The organism is Pseudodesulfovibrio sp. lm2024 (assembly GCF_051175575.1).
In the GTDB taxonomy this organism is placed as follows: Bacteria; Desulfobacterota; Desulfovibrionia; order Desulfovibrionales; family Desulfovibrionaceae; genus Pseudodesulfovibrio; species Pseudodesulfovibrio caledoniensis.
The window spans coordinates 3,355,480-3,373,675 of record NZ_CP195092.1; the positions used below are offsets into that span (position 1 = coordinate 3,355,480).

Below are 18,196 nucleotides of genomic sequence, written 5' to 3' on the forward strand. Positions count from 1 at the left end.
ATCGCAACATTGAATCAATCTCAAAGTGCGGCATTGGTTTTCCGAATAGCATAAGCCTACCTCCACGACAAACACCAACATCTGGATGAGATGTGTCGAATCGGCAAACCCGGCAAGGAGAAAGACATACCGCGATGTCCAACGACGAGAGTCCGCCCGGAAATCACTCCGGCGGCATCACCCGAATCATTTCCCGGCAAGCATTCGCATCGGTGTCTTGATCAATATCTTGGCCAGCTCCAGGACCTGCTCCATGTTCACTCCATATCTACAACTCTTGAAGACCTGACGGACGGCGGCAACCATCTGTCCTTCCTGCCGATGATAATAGGCGGCGAGCAGGTGCCTGTCGCGTAGCTGGCTATGGATTATCCCGGCCGCACTATTCGTCAGGCCATCATATCGGCTGCATTCTTCAAACACTTTGATCTGCGTGGAGAGCATGGCCAAGGCTTTGCCCGTGGCCGGGTCCGTCAGGCTGCCGGGCTGCCGGTAGTACACGCCTGTCTTTTCTCTGCTGAATGCGCACTGCAACCCTTGATCACGAAAAAGGTGAATGGCGAACAAGCGGTCTTCCGCCCATCGGTAGGCCTCATTGAAAAGCAACCCGTTGACGCTATCCCTGCGCATGAGAGCCGCCTGGAGATGGAAAAAACCTTCGCCGAGCAGGGCCTCATGCAGGTCGTCCATGACCCGGAAGAAGCCGTCTTCGATGGGCTCGGTCCTGAAATTCGGTATGGCTTTTCGGGTCGAGAACCAGTCGCCCAGCACCTCTTTGGTCTGGTAGTCGACGATGTCGAAGTTGAAAAACGCCATATCGAAATCCCGGCGTTTCTCAAGGAAGGACACTCCGCTCTCGAGGTGGTTGGGCAGCCAGACGTCGTCCGCGTCCAGAAAGGCGATGTACTCCCCGGTGGCGCGCTTCAGGCAGGTGTTGCGCCCGCCGCCCGGCCCCTTCGCCCCAGTGTTTTCGAGCAGGACGATCTGCGGGTGACGTTGCGCCAGGCGGGCCACCGTCTCTCTCGTCCCATCGGTCGAACGGTCGTCGGCGACCAATATCTCAAGGTCGTAGTCCCCGTCCTGCGCGAGGATGCTCGCGATCGCGTCGGGAATGACCTTCTCGGCGTTGTACGCCGGCATGACTACCGAAACTTTTACCGTCATATGCAACCGTTGCCGCCGAGGCGGCCGCCATGCGCATCCAAGCCGACATCGCGCCACAAAGCCCTGCGCCGCACAGACGCCACGGCTTTCAGGCCGCAGGATGATCACTTAAAACGCCCCCGGGCCGTAGCAAAACCTCCGCCTGCACGGGTCCTACAACATATCAAATACGCTAACGATATTCCGCTATACTGACAACAATAAAAACAGGAGGATCGCATCGGCCGTACCGCCGGAGCCGACCGGGCGCGCCGGATGCAATCCTCTCCACTGCCCAAAAGAAAACGGCGGCCCGGGACGTGGCGCCCCGATCCGCCGTTCAGATCCTCAGAGTCTCCAGGCCTTAGGTCCAGATCTTTTCAGGCATGTAGGGATGGGTGCCTTCGATGACCTCGAGGCCGGATTTGGCCTGGATCTTGGTGATCACGTCGTCGGCGTGGGTACAGTGGTCGGACAGGCAGGGGCCGATATGGATCTTGGTGGGCTGCTCGCTCAGGGGCACGTTCCAGAGCTTGACCTGGGCCAGCCGCTGGACGACGGACGCGCCCGGACAGCCGCCGCAGTTGAGGATGCCCAGGACCTCGGCCTCCTGGTCCTTGTAGCGCTCGAACTGGCCCTCGCGCCGGTTGAAGGCCACCAGGCAGCGGGAACAGCCGATGCAGACGTCGTCCATGGTATTGCGGCATCCGATGATGAGAATCTTTTCCATGCGAACCTCCGGTGTGTAGTTGTTCCTCCTCCTTGTTTCATTTGAACGTGTGCGTCAATATTCATACTATATTAGGGAATGAATGCCGCGCGGCGGCAGCACCCGTCATCGCCGCCTGTAAGCCGACCGCCGCGAGCGGTCCGTACTCCCGGCCCCGGCACCCCTGTAGGACGTTGGCGGGAAATCCTCGCCCACGTCATGAGGGCGGAAAAAAATCATCGGCACGGTCATGCCGACGCGACCTTCCCGGCCTGCGAAAAGCATTGCGGCGAGAGGCTTTTATCGCTCCTTTTTTTAATGATGCACAGATGTTGCACAAGCTTGAAAGGAGCCGCAAGTTGTGATGGACTGCTCAGCATGTCGGTGCTAGGTTGCATCCCCCGGCAAGATTGGAGGTCTTTCAATGTTCAGTTTCTTCACCAACTACAAAAAAGCGGCCATGAAATTTCTTTCCCAACACCAGGTCGGCCAGCGCCTCTTCTCCACCGGAGACGGCGGCCGCAAAATGCGCTTTTTGCGTGAAAAGGGCTACGTGATCTCCGAGCGCGTCTCGGAGAACCGTTGGGTCCACGAGATCGTGAAAAAGCCCTAGTTCCGCAAACTTCCGGCGGGCGGGCCCGACCTGCCGGCCGGACCCGCCACCTCCCGACCCAGCACCGCCGCTCCATCGGCCTGCCGCCCCTCCTCCCTGAGACAGGGAATTCTGCGCCCGTGCCCGGGCCGACCCCATTTTCCACTTTTTTCCGAGTCATTATCGCACATGTGAATTTCCTCGCAAACCCTTTGCCAGTTCTGGCTTGGGCCCCTCTCCTGAGAACGACTTTCAAATAACCTACCCAACAAGTTCCCATGTCTTTTTAATATATTACAAGGCTTCTGAGAACTGTTCCCACATCATAGTTTCTGCTTGACGTATACATGACATCTAACATACCGGGCAGGTAGGTATTAAAACCTCGTGACTGAGTAGGTATTTTAACCCACTCAACCAGGAGGAGTTTGAGACCGGATTTTCGCGCGGCGCAAGAAGCCGCGTTTGGGGGGCCGGAGGTGCCCGGAAACGGGACCAGGGGAACGGGCCGATGAGGCCGGTTCATTGCCATCAACGCTTTTGAGAAAGGGATCGACACATGGCAAACGGTAAACGGATACTGCGATTGACTGCCATCGTGATCGCGCTGGCCGGCGTGCTCGGCTTCCAGTTGGAAGCCATGGGCATGTTCGACACGGCGAGCGAGGCCGCCGGGCGACCGGACGTGATCATGATCGACACCATCGCCAAGCTGGAGTCACTTGAACAACCTGCGGCCGTGTTCCGGCACGACCTGCACACCAAGGCCCTGAAGGATCAGGGCATGAGCTGCGAATCCTGCCACAAGAAGGACGCCAAGGGGAACGTGACCCTGGCCTTCGACCGGCTGGAGGGCCAGGACCGGGCCGGCATGTCCGCGTCCGAACTCAAGGACATGTACCACAACGGCTGCATCTCCTGCCACGTTCAGAGCGAGGAGAAGGGGTTCAAGACCGGCCCCAAGGCCGGCGAATGTCGCAGCTGTCACCAGGAGCGGCCCGAGGCCGCCGACCGGGTCCCGGCGGGCATGGACAACATGCTCCACTTCGTCCACTGGGATTCCAAGGTCATCCCGGCCGACGCGGGCAAGGACACCAACTGCGGCGCCTGCCACAAGAAGGCGGGCGAAGAGGACAGCTGGCGTTTCTCCGAAGCGGCCAAGACCGAGCCCCTCAAGGACGTCTTTCACAGCCAGTGCGTGACCTGCCATGAGAGCCTGATCGAGAAGAAGGCCGACCGCTCCGGCCCGGTGCAGTGCGCCGGTTGCCACGGCGAAAAGGAAACCGCCGAGCGCGCGGTGGAGATGGCCAAGAACCTCAAGGCCATGGGCGGCACCCTGCCGCGCCTGCCGCGCAAGCAGCCCGACGCCGCGCTGATGTTCCACGGCGAACCCGGCAAGGTCGAAACCATCGTCGCCTTTGACCACAAGTCCCACGAGGCCGTGTCCGACAGCTGTCTGACCTGCCACGTGGACGGCGTGAACGCGCCGGTGGACAAAAGCTACGTGGCCATGCACGACGTCACCGTCGACACCTCCTGCGTGGGCTGCCACGTCAAGGAGCAGGCCAAGCCCGAGTGCGCAGGCTGCCACGCTGCCCGGTCCACGGTCAAACAGCCCGCCGAGGCCACCTGCGCCAGCTGCCACACCAAGGTCGGCGCCGACCTCGAGCCCGCCCTGACCGCCGAGGCTCCCAAGGAGATGAAGCAGGCCATCGCCCAGCGGTTCGTCGACGCCCGCGCGGGCAAGCAGCCCGAAACCGTGGCCATCGACGACATCCCCGAGTTCGTGACCATCGGCTCCATCTCCGACAAGTACCAGCCGAGCAAGATGCCGCACCGCAAGATCGTGCTCAAGCTCATGGACGGCATGAAGGACAACCGGCTGGCCACGGCCTTCCACACCGCGCCCAAGGCCATGTGTTCCGGCTGCCATCACAACAGCCCGGCCTCGGCCACGCCCAAGTGCAGCAGCTGCCACACCAAGACGGACGGCAACCGCCCGGGCCTCAAGGCCGCCTACCACGCCCAGTGCATGGATTGTCACAAGCAAATGAAGCTCGAAAAGCCCGCCTCCACCAACTGTGTCGCGTGCCACGAGAAGAAAACCAACTAGCCGAAGGAGCCTATGATGTTACGCAGAACCTTCCTCGGATTGTTGGGTGCCGCGGGCGCGAGCGCAGCGCTGGTCAAGCCGACCCAGGCCGGAAACAAGCACTTCGGCCCGCACCCCGACACCCACGGCGTGCTCTTTGACGCCACCCGCTGTATCGGCTGCCGCAAGTGCGAGCAGGCCTGCAACGAGGTCAACGAGCTGCCCGCACCCGATAAACCGTTCGACGATCTGACCGTGCTCGACACCGAGCGCCGGACCGACGAAAAGACCTTCACCGTGGTCAACAAGTACCAGACCGCGCTGAGCCCGGTCTTCCGCAAGCAGCAGTGCAACCACTGCCTGGAACCGGCCTGCGCCTCCGCGTGCTTTGTCCGGGCCTTCAAGAAGCAGCCCAACGGCGCGGTGACCTACGACGCCTCGGTCTGCGTCGGCTGCCGCTACTGCATGGTGGCCTGCCCGTTCTCGATTCCGGCCTACGAATACGACGAGCCGCTGACCCCCCGGGTCCGCAAGTGCACCATGTGCTATCCCCGCCTGCTGGAGGGCAAGCTCCCCGGCTGCGTGGAGAAATGTCCCAAGGAGGCCCTGGTCTTCGGCAAGCGCGACGAGCTGATCAAGATCGCCCGCCAGCGCATCGCCCAGTTCCCGGACAAGTACGTGGACCACATCTACGGCGAACACGAGATGGGCGGCACCAGCTGGATGTACCTGTCCGGCGTGCCCTTCAGCCAGATCGGCATGCGCGAGGACCTGGGCACCACGTCGGCCCCCGAGCTGACCGCCGGTCCCCTGGCCGCCGTGCCCATCGTGGTCGGCCTGTGGCCCGTGCTGCTGGGCGGCATCTACGCCGTGAGCAAGCGCAACGCCAAGGTCGCCAACGACGAACGCGTCAAGGCGGTCAAGGACGCCCTGAAACGGGCTGGCGAAGAGGCCGAGAAGAAGCTTCACGAGGAGCTGGGCAAGGCCGAGCAGGCCAGCCAGCGGCGCATCGAGGTCGAGGTCAAAAAGGCCGTCGAAGAGGCGCTCGCTCCCAAGGAAGAGGACGCCGGAACCAACGAGGAGGAGTCCTAGATGTCTGTCGAAACCACTGCGGTGGCGAAGAAATCCCTCTTCACCCCGTTCAATCTTATCGCAACGGTCATTCTCATCGCCGGGCTGGTGGTCACGGTGATGCGCTTCACCGGCGGCCTGGGCGCCGTCACCAACCTTGACCAGAACAACCCGTGGGGCATCTGGATCGGCTTCGACCTGATGTGCGGCGTCGCTCTGGCCGCGGGCGGATACACCACCTCCGCCGCCTGTTACCTCTTCGGACTGAAAAAATACCACGCCGGGGTCCGCCCGGCCATCCTGACCGCCTTTCTGGGCTATGCCCTGGTGGTCTTCGCCCTGGGCTACGACGTCGGCCGTCCCTGGCGGCTGCCCTACCCCATCTTCGTCCAGCAGGGCACCACGTCCCTGCTCTTCGAAGTGGGTCTGTGCGTCATGCTCTACCTGACCGTGCTGTTCATCGAGTTCACGCCCGCCCTGTTCGAGTGGCTGGGCCTGAAGAAGATCCGCAACATCGTGGTCAAGATGACCCTGGCCCTGACCATCCTGGGCGTGGTCCTGTCCACGCTGCACCAGTCTTCCCTGGGCGCGCTGTTCACCATCGCCCCCTCGAAGCTGCACCCGCTGTGGTACTCCCAGTACCTCCCGGTGTTCTTCTTCGTGTCGAGCATCTGCGCGGGCATGTCCATGGTCATCTTCGAGGGCACCCTCTCCCACAAGCCCATGCACCACTTGATGGACAAGGAGTACCTGGACAACCACGACGGCCTGATCCTGGGTTTCGGCAAGGCCGCTTCCCTCGTGCTGTTCGGGTACTTCGCCATCAAGCTCATCGGCCTGGCCTACGACAACAACTGGCACTACCTGACCACCGGCTTCGGAGCGTGGTACCTGGTCGAGATGCTCGGTTTCGTGGCCCTGCCGTCCTTCCTGTACGCCGTGGGCGTGCGGGACAAGAATCTGACCGTGATCCGCTGGGCCGCAGGACTGACCGTGCTCGGCATCATCGTCAACCGGTTCAACATCTCCATGGTCGCCTTCAACTGGCAGCTCCCGGCCGCGCAGCGGTACTTCCCGAGCTGGGGCGAGATCACCATCTCCCTGTTCGTGGTGACCATCGGCGTGCTGGTCTTCCGGTTCATCTCCACCAGGATGCCCATCTTCTACGAGCATCCCGACTACAAGGGCGAACACTAGGAGGTTGCCATGGAATTCTACACTCTCCAAGACTACTACACGTTCACCAAAGGGACCGTGTACCTGATCATGGGCGGCATCCTCGTGGCGGCGACCCTGTACTGGCGCTTCCTGATGGGCGGCAACAAAAAGGACGACTAGCCGCTAAGGCCATCGTTTCCAATTTAACGATATGACTATCAAGGAGAAGCGGAAATGTACGATTTCCTGACCGGGCCCATGCTCTGGCTGACGTTCATCGTCAGTTTCGGCGGCCTGCTCGTTCGCGCCGTGATGTATGTCAAGGGCCTCAGCTGGCAGCTCGACCGCGTGGCGTACCGTCCCAATATGAAATACGGAATCAGGGGGGGCGTGCGCTCCATCCTGGCCTTCATCATCCCGTTCAAGGCCCGGCTGTGGCGGACCCGCCCCGGCTTCACCCTCATCTTCTTCGCCTTCCACATCGGGCTGCTGGTCACCCCGATCTTCCTGGAAGCGCACAACGTGATGCTCCAGAACGCCTTCGGCTTCAGCCTGCCCGCCCTGCCCACCGGGATGGCCGACGGACTGGCCTGGGTCTGCCTGGTGGGCGGCCTGTTCCTGATCCTGCGGCGCATCGCCTTCCCCGAGGTGCGGATCATCACCACCTTCTACGACTACCTGCTGCTGGTCATCTCGGTGATGCCGTTCATCACCGGCCTGATCGCCCGGTACGAGATGGGGGACTACAACTTCTGGCTGGCCGCCCACATCCTGAGCGGCGAAATCTGGCTCCTGGCCCTGCCCTTCACCAAGCTCAGCCACGTGGTGCTGTTCTTCATGTCCCGCATGCAGCTGGGCATGGACTACGGCATCAAGCGCGGCGGCATGAAGGGCTCGGACATGGCCTGGTAACCGGGCTTTAGCCTACATTACGGAGAACCGAAATGCCTGAAGGTAAATTCTGCAATAAGACGCCGATCACCACCGACGAACAGCTCAAGGCGACGCTCGGTGACAAGGGCGGCAAGCAATACTACGAAGAGATGAACCATCTGGACGTGGACTCGGACAAGCTCTGGGCCACCATCCAGAAGACCATGAAGTCCAGGACCAAGACCTGGCTCGAGATCTGCGCCCACTGCGGCCTGTGCGCCGAGTCCTGCTTCCTGTACCAGGTCAACGGCCGGGTGCCCGAACAGGTCCCGTCCTACAAGATCCAGTCCACCCTCGGGGTGATGGTCAAGAAGAAGGGCAAGGTGGACAACGAGTTCATGCAGATGTGCATGGAGACCGCCTGGTCCAAGTGCACCTGCTGCAACCGCTGCGGCATGTACTGTCCCCACGGCATCGACATGGGCGTCATGTTCAGCTACCTGCGCGGCCTGCTCTACTCCCAGGGCTTCGTGCCGTGGGAGCTGAAGATCGGCTCCGGCATGCACCGCGTGTACCGCGCCCAGATGGACGTGACCACCGAGGACTGGGTCGAGACCTGCGAGTGGATGGCCGAGGAGAACGAAGAGGATTGGCCGGGTCTTGAGATCCCCGTCGACAAGGAAGGCGCGGACATCATGTACACCTGCAACGCCCGCGAGCCCAAGCACTACCCCGAGGACATCGCCGAGGCGGCCATCCTCTTCCACGTGGCGGGCGAGAACTGGACCGTGCCCTCGGAAGGCTGGGAGCAGACCTCCCTGTCCATGTTCGCGGGCGACTGGGAATGCTGCAAGGACAACGTCCTGAACGTCTACTCCGCGCTGGAGCGCCTCAAGCCCAAACGGGCCATCGGCACCGAGTGCGGCCACGCGCACCGCGCCACGGTCATCGAAGGTCCCTACTGGGCGGGCCGCCCCGACGGGCAGCCGCCGGTCCCCTACATCCACTACGTGGAGTGGCTGGCCGAGGCCCTGCGCGAAGGCAAGCTCAAGATCGATCCCGCCAAGCGTATCAAGGAGCCGGTCACCCTGCAGGACTCCTGCAACTACGTGCGCAACCAGGGTCTCAAGGACGTCACCCGCGAGATCATCAGCTACATCGTGGAACCCGGCTACTTCGTGGAGATGGCCCCGAACAAGGAGCACAACTACTGCTGCGGCGGCGGTGGCGGATTCAACGGCATCGGCAAGTACCGCGAACAGCGCAACGTGGCCCTGCTCAAGAAGAAGGAGCAGATCCTGGCCACCGGCTGCAAGCTGGTCATCGCGCCCTGCCACAACTGCTGGGACGCCATCCGCGACCTGGAGGAAGAGTACGAGATCGGCATCCGCTGGTCCTTCCTCAAGCCGCTGGTCATCGGTATGCTCGACGTGCCCAAGCATCTGCTGCCCCCCGAGGAATAAACCGGAGACCGTGTAACCAAAGGACGAGGTGATCTATGTTCAAGAAGATTCTACTGGCGACCAGCGGTGCTCCGTCCACCTTCGGCGCCGCGCGGGTGGCCTTCGACATGGCCAAACGCTACGGAGCCGAGGTGGTGGTGTTCAACGTCATGGGCGTGCCCACCAAGGCCTTTTCCCAGGTGGTCAACGACGTGCGCACCGGTGAGGAGATCGAGGTCGACGACGAATACCGCGCCTGGGTCGAAGAGGAGCTCAAGTCCACCTTCGAGAAGCAGATCGAGTCGGTCGAGTTCGCCAAGATCGTGACCACCACGGGCGTGCCCAGCCGCGAGATCCTGCGCGCAGCACGGGCCGAGGACGCCGACCTGATCGTCATGGGCGCGAGCTCCGGCGATTCGAGCGCCTACCGCAAGGGCTACCCCGGCTCCACGCTCCAGCGCGTGGCCAAGGCCGCCCGCTGCCCGGTCATGACCGTACACCGCGAGACCGCCTCCTACTGGGGCGGATTCGGCAACATCGTGTTCGCCACCGACTTCTCCAAGCAGGCGGAGAACGCCTTCAAGTTCGCCCTCAACTCGGCCAGGGAGCTGGGTTGCGACCTGACCCTGTTCCATGCCCTGGACATCAGCGGCAAGGTTCTGGACCAGAACGCCATCGAGGACAAGCTCATCGCGGCCCGGGCCCGCATCCGCGAGACCTACGTGCCGCTCATGGGCGACTTCAAGGACTTCGACATCGAGGTCTGGGAAGGCGTGCCCTACGTGGAAATAGTCAAGATCGCCCGCGAGCGGTCCGCCGACCTCATCGTTCTGGCGCACCACTCCCGCGAGCTCGATCCGGAGCTGGCGTCCATCGGTTCCACCCTGGAGCAGGTCATCCTGCGCGCCGGGTGCCCGGTGGTCAGCGTGAGCAAGCCGGACAAGGTTTAGAACAGAAGAGCGGCGCGCCCGGCGGGTGCCGGGCGCGCCTTGAAGAATATAAATGCCGCAGTCGGCCTTGGCGGGAGCGACTGCGGCAAATCAAGAATCAAACGCATTGATTCGTGAGTACCAGGAGGAACGTTATGTCCAAGAAGATTCTCATAGTCGACGACGACCAGGAAATCCGTTCGTATCTGTCCGAACTGCTCGGCGACAACGGGTATGAAACCGTGACCGCCAATGACGGCGCCGAGGCCGTGGAGATCGCCAAGGCCGAAAAGCCCGATCTCATCACCCTGGACCTGGAAATGCCCAATGAATGGGGCCCGAGGTTCTACCGCAAGATCAGCCAGGACGACGCACTCAAGCGCACTCCGGTGGTGGTCATCAGCGGACTCAACGCGATCAAGTACGCTATTCCCAAGGCGATCGCAAGCCTTACCAAGCCTTTTGAGCCTGCCCAGCTGCTGAAGATCGTCAAGGACGCCATCGGTTAGCAGCCCGACGGGTTGGTTTTTACCGGCCCGCGGATCGGTTGCGGTTCGCGGGCCGAATTTTCCGACTTGAACTCGCGCGCGGGTTGAGTATACGTTGCAGGCGTTGCGGGGTAACCCCGCCACTTGAAACCAGGTTGAGCTCATGCCAAAGAAAATCATGGTGGTGGACGACGATCCGGATATCGTCGATTACCTCATCAGCGTATTCGAAGACCACGGATACGACACCTGCCGCGCTTCCGACGGGATTTCAGCCTATGAGGTGGCCATGGCCGAAAAGCCGGACCTCATCACGCTGGACATCGAAATGCCCCACGAGTGGGGGCCTCGGTTCTACCGTCGGCTTACCAGTGAAGAGGAGTTCTCCGACATTCCGGTGATCGTCATCTCCGGGCTTTCGGGAATCCATCTGGCCATTCGGCGGGCCGTGGCGACCATCAAGAAGCCCTTCGACCCGGCGGATGTGATCCAGATCGTACGAGAGGCACTGGGCGAATAGCCCGGTCCGCAATCCTGGACTGAGGAGAGCCCCCGCAGGGAAGCGGCCGCCCGGGGCGGTCGGCGGCGAGACTCTCCCGGAGGGTGTGATGGATTTCAAACGACTGTTGCTCGTGGACGACGAGGAAGGCGTACGCCGGTTCCTCGGCCTCTCGCTGATGGACCTGGGCTATGAAGTGGAAACCGCCGCCAACGGCCGGGAGGCCCTGGAGGTCTTCGACGCCTTCAGGCCCAACATCGTCTTCACCGACATCAAGATGCCCGTCATGGACGGCATCGACCTGCTCAAGGCCATCAAGGAGCGCTCCCCGGACACCGAAGTGGTCATGATCACCGGCCACGGGGACATGGACCTGGCCATCGAATCCCTCAAGTTCGACGCCTCGGACTTCATCACCAAACCGATCAACAACGACGTTCTCGAGGTCTCGCTGGAACGCGCCCGCGAACGCTACAGCATGAAGCTGCAGCTGCGCGAGTACACCGAGAACCTGGAGAAGCTGGTCCAGGAAAAGACCGACCGCATCGTGGAGCTGGAGCGCCAGAACGCCGCCTGCCAGGTGGTCCAGGGGTTGTCCTCGGCCCTGTCCGACGCGGCCCAGGAGGTCGAGACCGGCTACGGCGTGTTCAACGAGCTGCCCTGCCTGGTGTCCATCCACAACCGCTACCTCGAGATCGTGGCCCACAACCGCCTGTTCGAGGAGCGCCTCGGCAACCAGGTGGGCAACAACAGCTTCGACATCTATTCCGACCGCACCTCGCCGGGCAACGCCTGCCCGGTGCAGCGCACCTTCGAAACCGGCAAGGGCCAGCGCAGCAAGGAGAATTTTCTGACCAAAGACGGCGAGGAGATACCGGTCACGGTGTACACTGCGCCGCTGCCCAACAAGGACGGCGAGATCGAGCTGGTCCTGGACATCTCCGTGGACATGACCGAGCTCAAGCGCCTCCAGGACGAACTGTATACCACCCAGTACAAGTACCAGCGCCTGTTCGACGAGGCCCCCTGCTACATCACCGTGCAGGACGCGGACCTGAACATCGTCGAGGCCAACCGGCTGTTCAAGCGCGACTTCGGCGAGGTCGAGGGGCACTTCTGCTTCGAGGCCTACAAGCACCGCAGCGAGCCGTGCGAAGGGTGCCTGGTGGACAAGACCCTGCTGGACGGCGAGTCGCGCCAGCGGGAGACCGTGGTCACCACCCTGTCCGGCGAGCAGAAGCACATGCTCGTCCAGGCCGCGCCCCTGCACGACGCCTCGGGGCGCATCTTCCAGGCCATGGAACTGTCCACGGACATCACCGAGATCCGCAGGCTCCAGGACCACCTGACCTCGCTGGGCATCATGCTCGGGTCCATGTCCCACGGCGTCAAGGGCATGCTGACCTCGCTGGACGGCGGCATCTATCGGCTGGAATCCGGCCTGAAAAAGGGCGACGAAGAGCGCGTGGCCGCGGCCACCCGGACGCTCAAGTCCATGATCGGCCGGGTCAAGAAGATGGTCCTGGACATCCTCTACTACGCCAAGTCCCGCGAACTGGAGACCGAGGCCGTGGACGCGGCCGGGTTCCTCAGGGACACTGCGGACATCGGCGCGGCAAGGGCCGCCTCGGGCAAGGTCGAGTTCGTCCGCGACATCCCGGAGGACCTGGGGACCATCCAGGCCGACACCGCCGCCCTGTCCGCCGCCCTGGTCAATTTCCTGGAGAACGGCGTGGACGCCTGCGAGGGCCGCAAGGACGGACGCCTGTCCCTGTCCGCCGAGCGCACGCAGTCCGGCCTGGTCATCACCATAGCGGACAACGGCATGGGCATGGACCGCGAGACCCGGGACAAGATCTTCACCCTGTTCTTCTCCTCCAAGGGCAAGCGCGGCACCGGCATCGGCCTGTTCATCTCCAACCAGACCATCGAGCAGCACGGCGGATCCATCCGGGTGGAATCCGCCCCGCACGAGGGCTCGACCTTCGTCATCACCCTGCCCGACAGGGCCGGGCAATAGGGGGCCGGGCAACGGCCGAGAACCGGGAAAGCCGGTACAAAAACGGCCGCCGATTGATTGTCGCGGTGTTTTTCCCTATGCTTTCGGGACGCGCGCCGCGCGCCCACCACTTTCACAGCCGGGGACAAAGACAATGAAACTGACCACACGCAGCCGATACGGCACCCGATTGCTCCTGGACATCGCCCTCCATTCCGAGAACGGCAGTCCGGTCCCGAGCAAGGACACGGCCGAGCGTGAGAAGCTGTCCCTGAAATATCTCGAAAAACTGATCAAGATGCTCAAGCAGGCGGGCTACGTGAAGGGCAAGCGCGGCCCCAACGGCGGCAACGTCCTGGTGCGCGAGCCCGAGGACATCTCCATCGGCGAGGTGGCCCGCATCCTGGACGGCGAGGAGCAGGTCCTGGGCTGCGAGGGCGACCCGTCCACCTGCCCGCGCGCAGCCGTCTGCCTCAAGCGCTCCATCTGGGACGACGCCTCCCTGGCCATGTACAGGATGCTCGACTCCTACTCCCTGGCCGACCTGATGAAGGACGCGTACCTGTGTCCCGAGAACCCGCCCAAGAGCGACGGCTAGCCCGGACGGACCGGCCGCCCGAGAGGAAGGTGCCAAGGTGCTGAAGCGGTTCCGCGAGAGCCTGATCGCGAAGATGATCCTGTCGGGCGGGGTGACGCTCATCCTGTGCATCTTCCTGTGGACCGGGTTCAACGTCTATTACTTCAAGAACAACGTGGTCTCCAACGTCATGTCCGACATCGAGATGGTCTCGGACACGATCATGCTCGCCCTGCACTACGCGATGATGCTCGACAACGAAGAGGACATCAAAGAGAACATCAACAACATCGCCAAGCAGGAAGAGATCGAGAACATCCGGGTCTACAACAAGCAGGGGCGCATCGTCTTCTCCAACATCCCGGCCGAGATCGGCACGGTCATCGGCCAGGAGACCCCGGCCTGCCGGGCCTGCCACCAGTATGCGCCGCCGCCTCCGGCCCTGCCCCTGTCCAAGCGCACCCGGATGATCGAATCCGGCGGCCGCCAGCTCATGGCCATCATGACCCCCATCGCCAACTCCGAGGGGTGCTCGCCCGGCCCCTGCCACGTCCACTCGGGGGACGAGCAGGTCCTCGGCCTGTTGGACGTGACCGTGAACATGGACGACAAGAACTCCATGATCATGATGTTCGAGCGGGCCAACATGGGCATCTCCGTGGTCGTGTTCGCGGCCACCTTCCTGGCCCTGTTCGCCTTCACCTACCGTTTCATCTTCCGGCCCATAAAGCGGCTGATCACGGCCACGCGCGGCATCAGCGGCGAGACCGACTACACGGACATCGACATCGAGCAGGTGGACGAGATCGGCACCCTGGGCCAGGCCTTCAACATGATGGGCCGCCGCGTCTCGGACAAGCACCGCGAGCTGCTCGATCAGCGCGAGGAATACCGCAACCTGTTCGACAACGTGCCCTGCCTGGTCTCGGTGGTGGACACCGACTACCGGGTCATCCGCCACAACTCGGCCTACGAGGGGCATTTCGGCCCGCCCGGCGGCAAGCACTGCTGGCAGGTGAACAAGGGCCGCCTGGAAAAGTGCGAGGTCTGCCCGGTCGCCCGGACCTTCGTGGACGGCAAGGCGCACATGTCCGAGGAGTCGGGCATGTCCAAGGACGGCCGTCCGATCCACTGGATCGTGTACACCTCCCCGGTGCGCGACGAAAACGGCAAGGTGGTGGCCGCCATGGAGATGATGGTCGACATCACCCACCGACGCGAGCTGGAATCCAAGCTGGCCGCGTCCGAGCACCGCTACCACGCCATCTTCGACTCCATCCCCAATGCGGTCTTCGTCCTGGACCGCAAGACCCTGGAGATCCTCAACTGCAACGAGTCCTCCCAGGAAATGTACGGCTGGGGCCAGCTCGAGATGCGCGGCCGCAGCTTCATGGAGTTCTTCCGCGAGGACGAGGCCGGGGACTGGGAGGAGGCCGTGCGCTCGCAGTCCGAGATCGAGCTGTGCACCCACGTGGACAAGACGGGCAGGCCGTTCTTCGTTTTCCTGAGCATCTCTCCGGCCCGGTTCGAGGGCCGTGACACGTTGATCGTCACCTGCACGGACGTGACCCGCAAGATCGAGATGGAGCAACAGCTCATCCAGGCCAGCAAGATGACCACCCTGGGCGAGATGAGCACCGGCGTGGCCCACGAGTTGAACCAGCCCCTGACCATCCTCCAGGCCATCTCCAACCTGCTGACCCGCCGGGCCGAGAACGGCGCCGAGGTCTCGCCGGAGATCATGCGCGAGATGGCCGAGGGCATCTCCACCCACGTGGACCGGGCGGCCAAGATCATCGAGCACATGCGCGAGTTCGGGCGCAAGTCCGACCTGCGGACCATGCCAGTACAGGTCAACGAGGTCCTGGAGCGCGGCTTCGAGTTCTTCAGCCAGCAGTTGCAGGTGCACAACATCCGGGTGGACTGGGAGCTGGAGGAGAATCTGCCCCTGATCATGGCCGACTCCAACCGGCTGGAGCAGGTGGTCATCAACCTGCTGCTCAACGCCCGCGACGCCATCGAGGACCGCTGGAAAGACGACAAGACGGGCGCGGACAAGCGCGTCCTGCTGCAGTCCTACAGCACGCCCGAACGCGTCGTCTTCCGCATCTGCGACACGGGCGCGGGCATCCCGCCGGCCATCCGCGAGCGGCTGTTCGAGCCGTTCTTCACCACCAAGATCGTGGGCAAGGGCACCGGGCTCGGCCTGTCCATCTCCTACGGCATCGTCACCGACTACGGCGGGAAGATCAAAGCCGATTCCTGGGAGGAGGGCGGCGCCTGCTTCGAGATATCCTTCCCCCGGGCCGAGTGCGAGCTGTAGGCCCCCTCACCGCGACGCCTTTCGGGCCGGAAAGCGATTCCCGGCCCTTTTTTGTCCCTTTTCACCTCCGAATCGGACGGATACGTCGATCGCGGCTAAAAAATAACGCGTCTCCCCTGCCCTTTTTTCGCATTTCCTGCTAACGGGTTGTGGAACCCCTCCCCTGTCCGGACCGGGGGCAATGGTCCGAGGGGAGGGGGAAACAACCAGGAGGAGGTATGCAGCGAAAAAGCAAATCCGTTCTGTTGGTCCTGTTCGGCATCCTGATCGCCTTCCCGATCTTCAGCATGACCTATTACACCATGGTCAGGACCTCGACCCCGGAGTTCTGCGGGTCCTGCCATGAGATCCGCCCGGCGGTCATGGCCTGGGAGAGCTCGACGCACCACAACAACGCGCAGGGGTTCGTGGCCGACTGCATGGACTGCCATCTGCCCGCGCCCCAGGACACCGTCGACTTCTTCTTCACCAAGACCATGCACGGCATGAAGGACGTCTTCTCCCACTTCACCGGGGGTGACGAGCGGTACGACCGGGCGGTCATGCGCGAGCGGATCTGGGCCACCATGAAGAACGACCAGTGCATGAAGTGCCACCGGAACATCCTGCACATGCCGGGCAAGAGCGGGGCCATGCTGGCCCACCGCAGGGTTCTCTACGCCGGAAACGGCCGGGAGTACCGCTGCACCGACTGCCACCGGCATCTGGTCCACAACGACAGGCAATTCTACGAGTACAAGCAGTTCAGCGCCCCCTACCGGGCCAGCGGGCTGCCCAATCTGGGTATCTAGGAGGTTGGTTTATGTATCGCAAAGTGACGTTCACCCTTGCCGCCGCCATCGCCGTCGTCGCCCTGACCGCGCTCGCGGCCGGAGCGCAGAATTTCCCCAAGGTCCGCGAACTGCGCATGGACCGGGCGACCCCGCCCCAGGGCACGGCCTGCATCGAGTGCCACAAACAGGAGACCCCCGGCATCTTCGCCGACTGGGCCATGAGCCGCCACGCGGCGGCGGGCATCACCTGCCTGGACTGCCACCAGGCCCAGCCCGGCGACGGGGATATCAGCACATCCCATGAGAAGTACTACTCCATGGGCGACCTGCCCATGGGCGAAAAGCAGTACTTCGTGCCCGTGGCCTCGGCAGTCACGCCCAAGGACTGTTCCCGCTGCCACCCGGACGAGGCCATGCAGTACTCCAAGAGCAAGCACGCCAACACGCTCGAGATCATCTGGAAGATCGACCCTTGGCTCAACGGGGGCATGAATTCCGACAACGAGCGCAAGACCGGCTGCTTCTACTGCCACGGCACCGTGCTGAAGATGAAGGACGGAAAGCTGGACAAGGACACCTGGCCCAACGTGGGCGTCGGCCGCCTGAACCTGGACGGCTCGCTCGGCTCCTGCACCAGCTGCCACACCCGGCACCGTTTCTCGGTCATGGAGGCGCGCAAGCCCGAGACCTGCGGCCAGTGCCACCTCGGCCCGGACCACCCGCAGATCGAGATCTACAACGAATCCAAGCACGGCGACATCTACCAGGCGTTCAAGCAGGAGTACAACTTCGACTCCGCGCCCGGCGCATGGACCCCCGGCGTGGATTACCGCGCCCCGACCTGCGCCTCCTGCCACATGTCCGGCTCAGGCGACGTGGCCACCACCCACGACGTGACCGAACGCATCTCCTGGGAGACCCAGGCCCCGCTGACCATCCGCCCGTCCGAGTTCAAGCCGCTGCCCGCGGCCACGGACTGGAAGGTGGAACGCGACAAGATGAAGAACATCTGCAGCCAGTGCCACGGCCAGGCCTGGATCGACGACTTCTACACCCAGCTCGACACCTCGGTTGAGGAATACAACGAGGTCTACTTCAAGCCGGCCAAGAAGACCCTGGACGAACTCTATGAAAAGGGGTTGCTCGACAAGACCAAGTTCTTCGACGAGCACCTTGAGGTGCGCTTCTACGAGCTGTGGCACCACGAGGGCCGCCGGGCCCGCATGGGCACGGCCATGATGGCCCCGGACTACGCCTGGTGGCACGGCTTCTACGAGTGCAAGCACCAGTTCAACCAGTTCATGGAGGAGGCCAACCACCTCATCGAGACCAATACCAAGGCCTACCGCTATCCCGACTTCCCCAACGCCACGGGCGATACCACCCGCCCCGAGCAGCTGTTCGGCAAGAAGTAGGCGGTCATTCGGCAAACCGATACGGGGGGCGTTCGCGCCCCCCTTTTCTTTGCCGCCCCGCCCTGTCCGGACCAGCGCCGCCAAACATTGACCTTCCGCAGAAAAAACGCGAT

The 18,196-nt window shown here is 62.8% G+C and carries 17 protein-coding genes; 15 read left to right on the forward strand and 2 right to left on the reverse strand.

All coding sequences use genetic code 11. The features are described from left to right. Window positions 1–186: 186 nt before the first annotated feature. Both ACR42D_RS15660 and ACR42D_RS15665 read right to left on the reverse strand, forming a co-directional pair. Complete coding sequence (locus ACR42D_RS15660) at window positions 187–1,164, reverse strand: glycosyltransferase family 2 protein (protein ID WP_484567726.1); 978 nt, start codon at window positions 1,162–1,164, stop codon at window positions 187–189. A 343-nt stretch (window positions 1,165–1,507) separates the two neighbouring features. Then, window positions 1,508–1,873: a CGGC domain-containing protein gene (locus tag ACR42D_RS15665; protein ID WP_484567727.1), complete on the reverse strand. Its 366-nt coding sequence runs from the start codon at window positions 1,871–1,873 to the stop codon at window positions 1,508–1,510. Window positions 1,874–2,276: 403 nt separating this feature from the next. Between ACR42D_RS15665 and ACR42D_RS15670 the strand changes: the two genes are divergently transcribed. The 15 genes from ACR42D_RS15670 (at window position 2,277) to ACR42D_RS15740 (ending at window position 18,083) form a co-directional block, all read left to right on the forward strand. Further along, entirely contained in the window at window positions 2,277–2,465 is a 189-nt protein-coding gene (locus tag ACR42D_RS15670) for a hypothetical protein (protein WP_484567728.1), read from the forward strand. Between the two features lie 538 nt (window positions 2,466–3,003). Then, window positions 3,004–4,557 carry a sulfate respiration complex hexadecaheme cytochrome HmcA gene (gene hmcA / locus ACR42D_RS15675; protein ID WP_484567729.1) on the forward strand — a complete coding sequence of 518 codons (1,554 nt, stop codon included), beginning with the start codon at window positions 3,004–3,006 and terminating at the stop codon, window positions 4,555–4,557. Between the two features lie 15 nt (window positions 4,558–4,572). Beyond that, on the forward strand, window positions 4,573–5,628 hold the full coding sequence (gene hmcB / locus ACR42D_RS15680) for a sulfate respiration complex iron-sulfur protein HmcB (protein ID WP_484567730.1): 1,056 nt from the start codon (window positions 4,573–4,575) through the stop codon (window positions 5,626–5,628). Next, window positions 5,629–6,804 (forward strand): sulfate respiration complex protein HmcC, encoded by a 1,176-nt coding sequence (hmcC, locus tag ACR42D_RS15685; RefSeq protein ID WP_484567731.1) that lies wholly within the window; start codon window positions 5,629–5,631, stop codon window positions 6,802–6,804. A 9-nt stretch (window positions 6,805–6,813) separates the two neighbouring features. Next, window positions 6,814–6,945: a sulfate respiration complex protein HmcD gene (gene hmcD / locus ACR42D_RS15690; protein WP_207261567.1), complete on the forward strand. Its 132-nt coding sequence runs from the start codon at window positions 6,814–6,816 to the stop codon at window positions 6,943–6,945. 54 nt (window positions 6,946–6,999) lie between these two features. Further along, on the forward strand, window positions 7,000–7,677 hold the full coding sequence (gene hmcE, locus ACR42D_RS15695; RefSeq protein WP_484567732.1) for a sulfate respiration complex protein HmcE: 678 nt from the start codon (window positions 7,000–7,002) through the stop codon (window positions 7,675–7,677). Window positions 7,678–7,709: 32 nt separating this feature from the next. After that, window positions 7,710–9,101: a sulfate respiration complex iron-sulfur protein HmcF gene (gene hmcF, locus ACR42D_RS15700; protein ID WP_484567733.1), complete on the forward strand. Its 1,392-nt coding sequence runs from the start codon at window positions 7,710–7,712 to the stop codon at window positions 9,099–9,101. A gap of 35 nt (window positions 9,102–9,136) precedes the next feature. Further along, window positions 9,137–10,030, forward strand: a complete 894-nt coding sequence (locus tag ACR42D_RS15705) for a universal stress protein (RefSeq protein ID WP_484567734.1) — start codon at window positions 9,137–9,139, stop codon at window positions 10,028–10,030. Between the two features lie 134 nt (window positions 10,031–10,164). Continuing rightward, window positions 10,165–10,518 (forward strand): DVU0259 family response regulator domain-containing protein, encoded by a 354-nt coding sequence (divK, locus tag ACR42D_RS15710; RefSeq protein WP_484567735.1) that lies wholly within the window; start codon window positions 10,165–10,167, stop codon window positions 10,516–10,518. A 142-nt stretch (window positions 10,519–10,660) separates the two neighbouring features. After that, window positions 10,661–11,017: a DVU0259 family response regulator domain-containing protein gene (divK, locus tag ACR42D_RS15715; protein ID WP_484567736.1), complete on the forward strand. Its 357-nt coding sequence runs from the start codon at window positions 10,661–10,663 to the stop codon at window positions 11,015–11,017. A gap of 88 nt (window positions 11,018–11,105) precedes the next feature. Continuing rightward, entirely contained in the window at window positions 11,106–13,016 is a 1,911-nt protein-coding gene (locus ACR42D_RS15720; RefSeq protein ID WP_484567737.1) for a response regulator, read from the forward strand. A 133-nt stretch (window positions 13,017–13,149) separates the two neighbouring features. After that, window positions 13,150–13,593: an RrF2 family transcriptional regulator gene (locus ACR42D_RS15725; RefSeq protein WP_484567738.1), complete on the forward strand. Its 444-nt coding sequence runs from the start codon at window positions 13,150–13,152 to the stop codon at window positions 13,591–13,593. Window positions 13,594–13,630: 37 nt separating this feature from the next. After that, window positions 13,631–15,895 (forward strand): PAS domain-containing protein, encoded by a 2,265-nt coding sequence (locus ACR42D_RS15730; RefSeq protein ID WP_484567739.1) that lies wholly within the window; start codon window positions 13,631–13,633, stop codon window positions 15,893–15,895. A 218-nt stretch (window positions 15,896–16,113) separates the two neighbouring features. Next, on the forward strand, window positions 16,114–16,686 hold the full coding sequence (locus tag ACR42D_RS15735; RefSeq protein WP_484567740.1) for a NapC/NirT family cytochrome c: 573 nt from the start codon (window positions 16,114–16,116) through the stop codon (window positions 16,684–16,686). Between the two features lie 11 nt (window positions 16,687–16,697). Then, on the forward strand, window positions 16,698–18,083 hold the full coding sequence (locus ACR42D_RS15740; RefSeq protein ID WP_484567741.1) for a multiheme c-type cytochrome: 1,386 nt from the start codon (window positions 16,698–16,700) through the stop codon (window positions 18,081–18,083). Window positions 18,084–18,196: the final 113 nt, after the last annotated feature.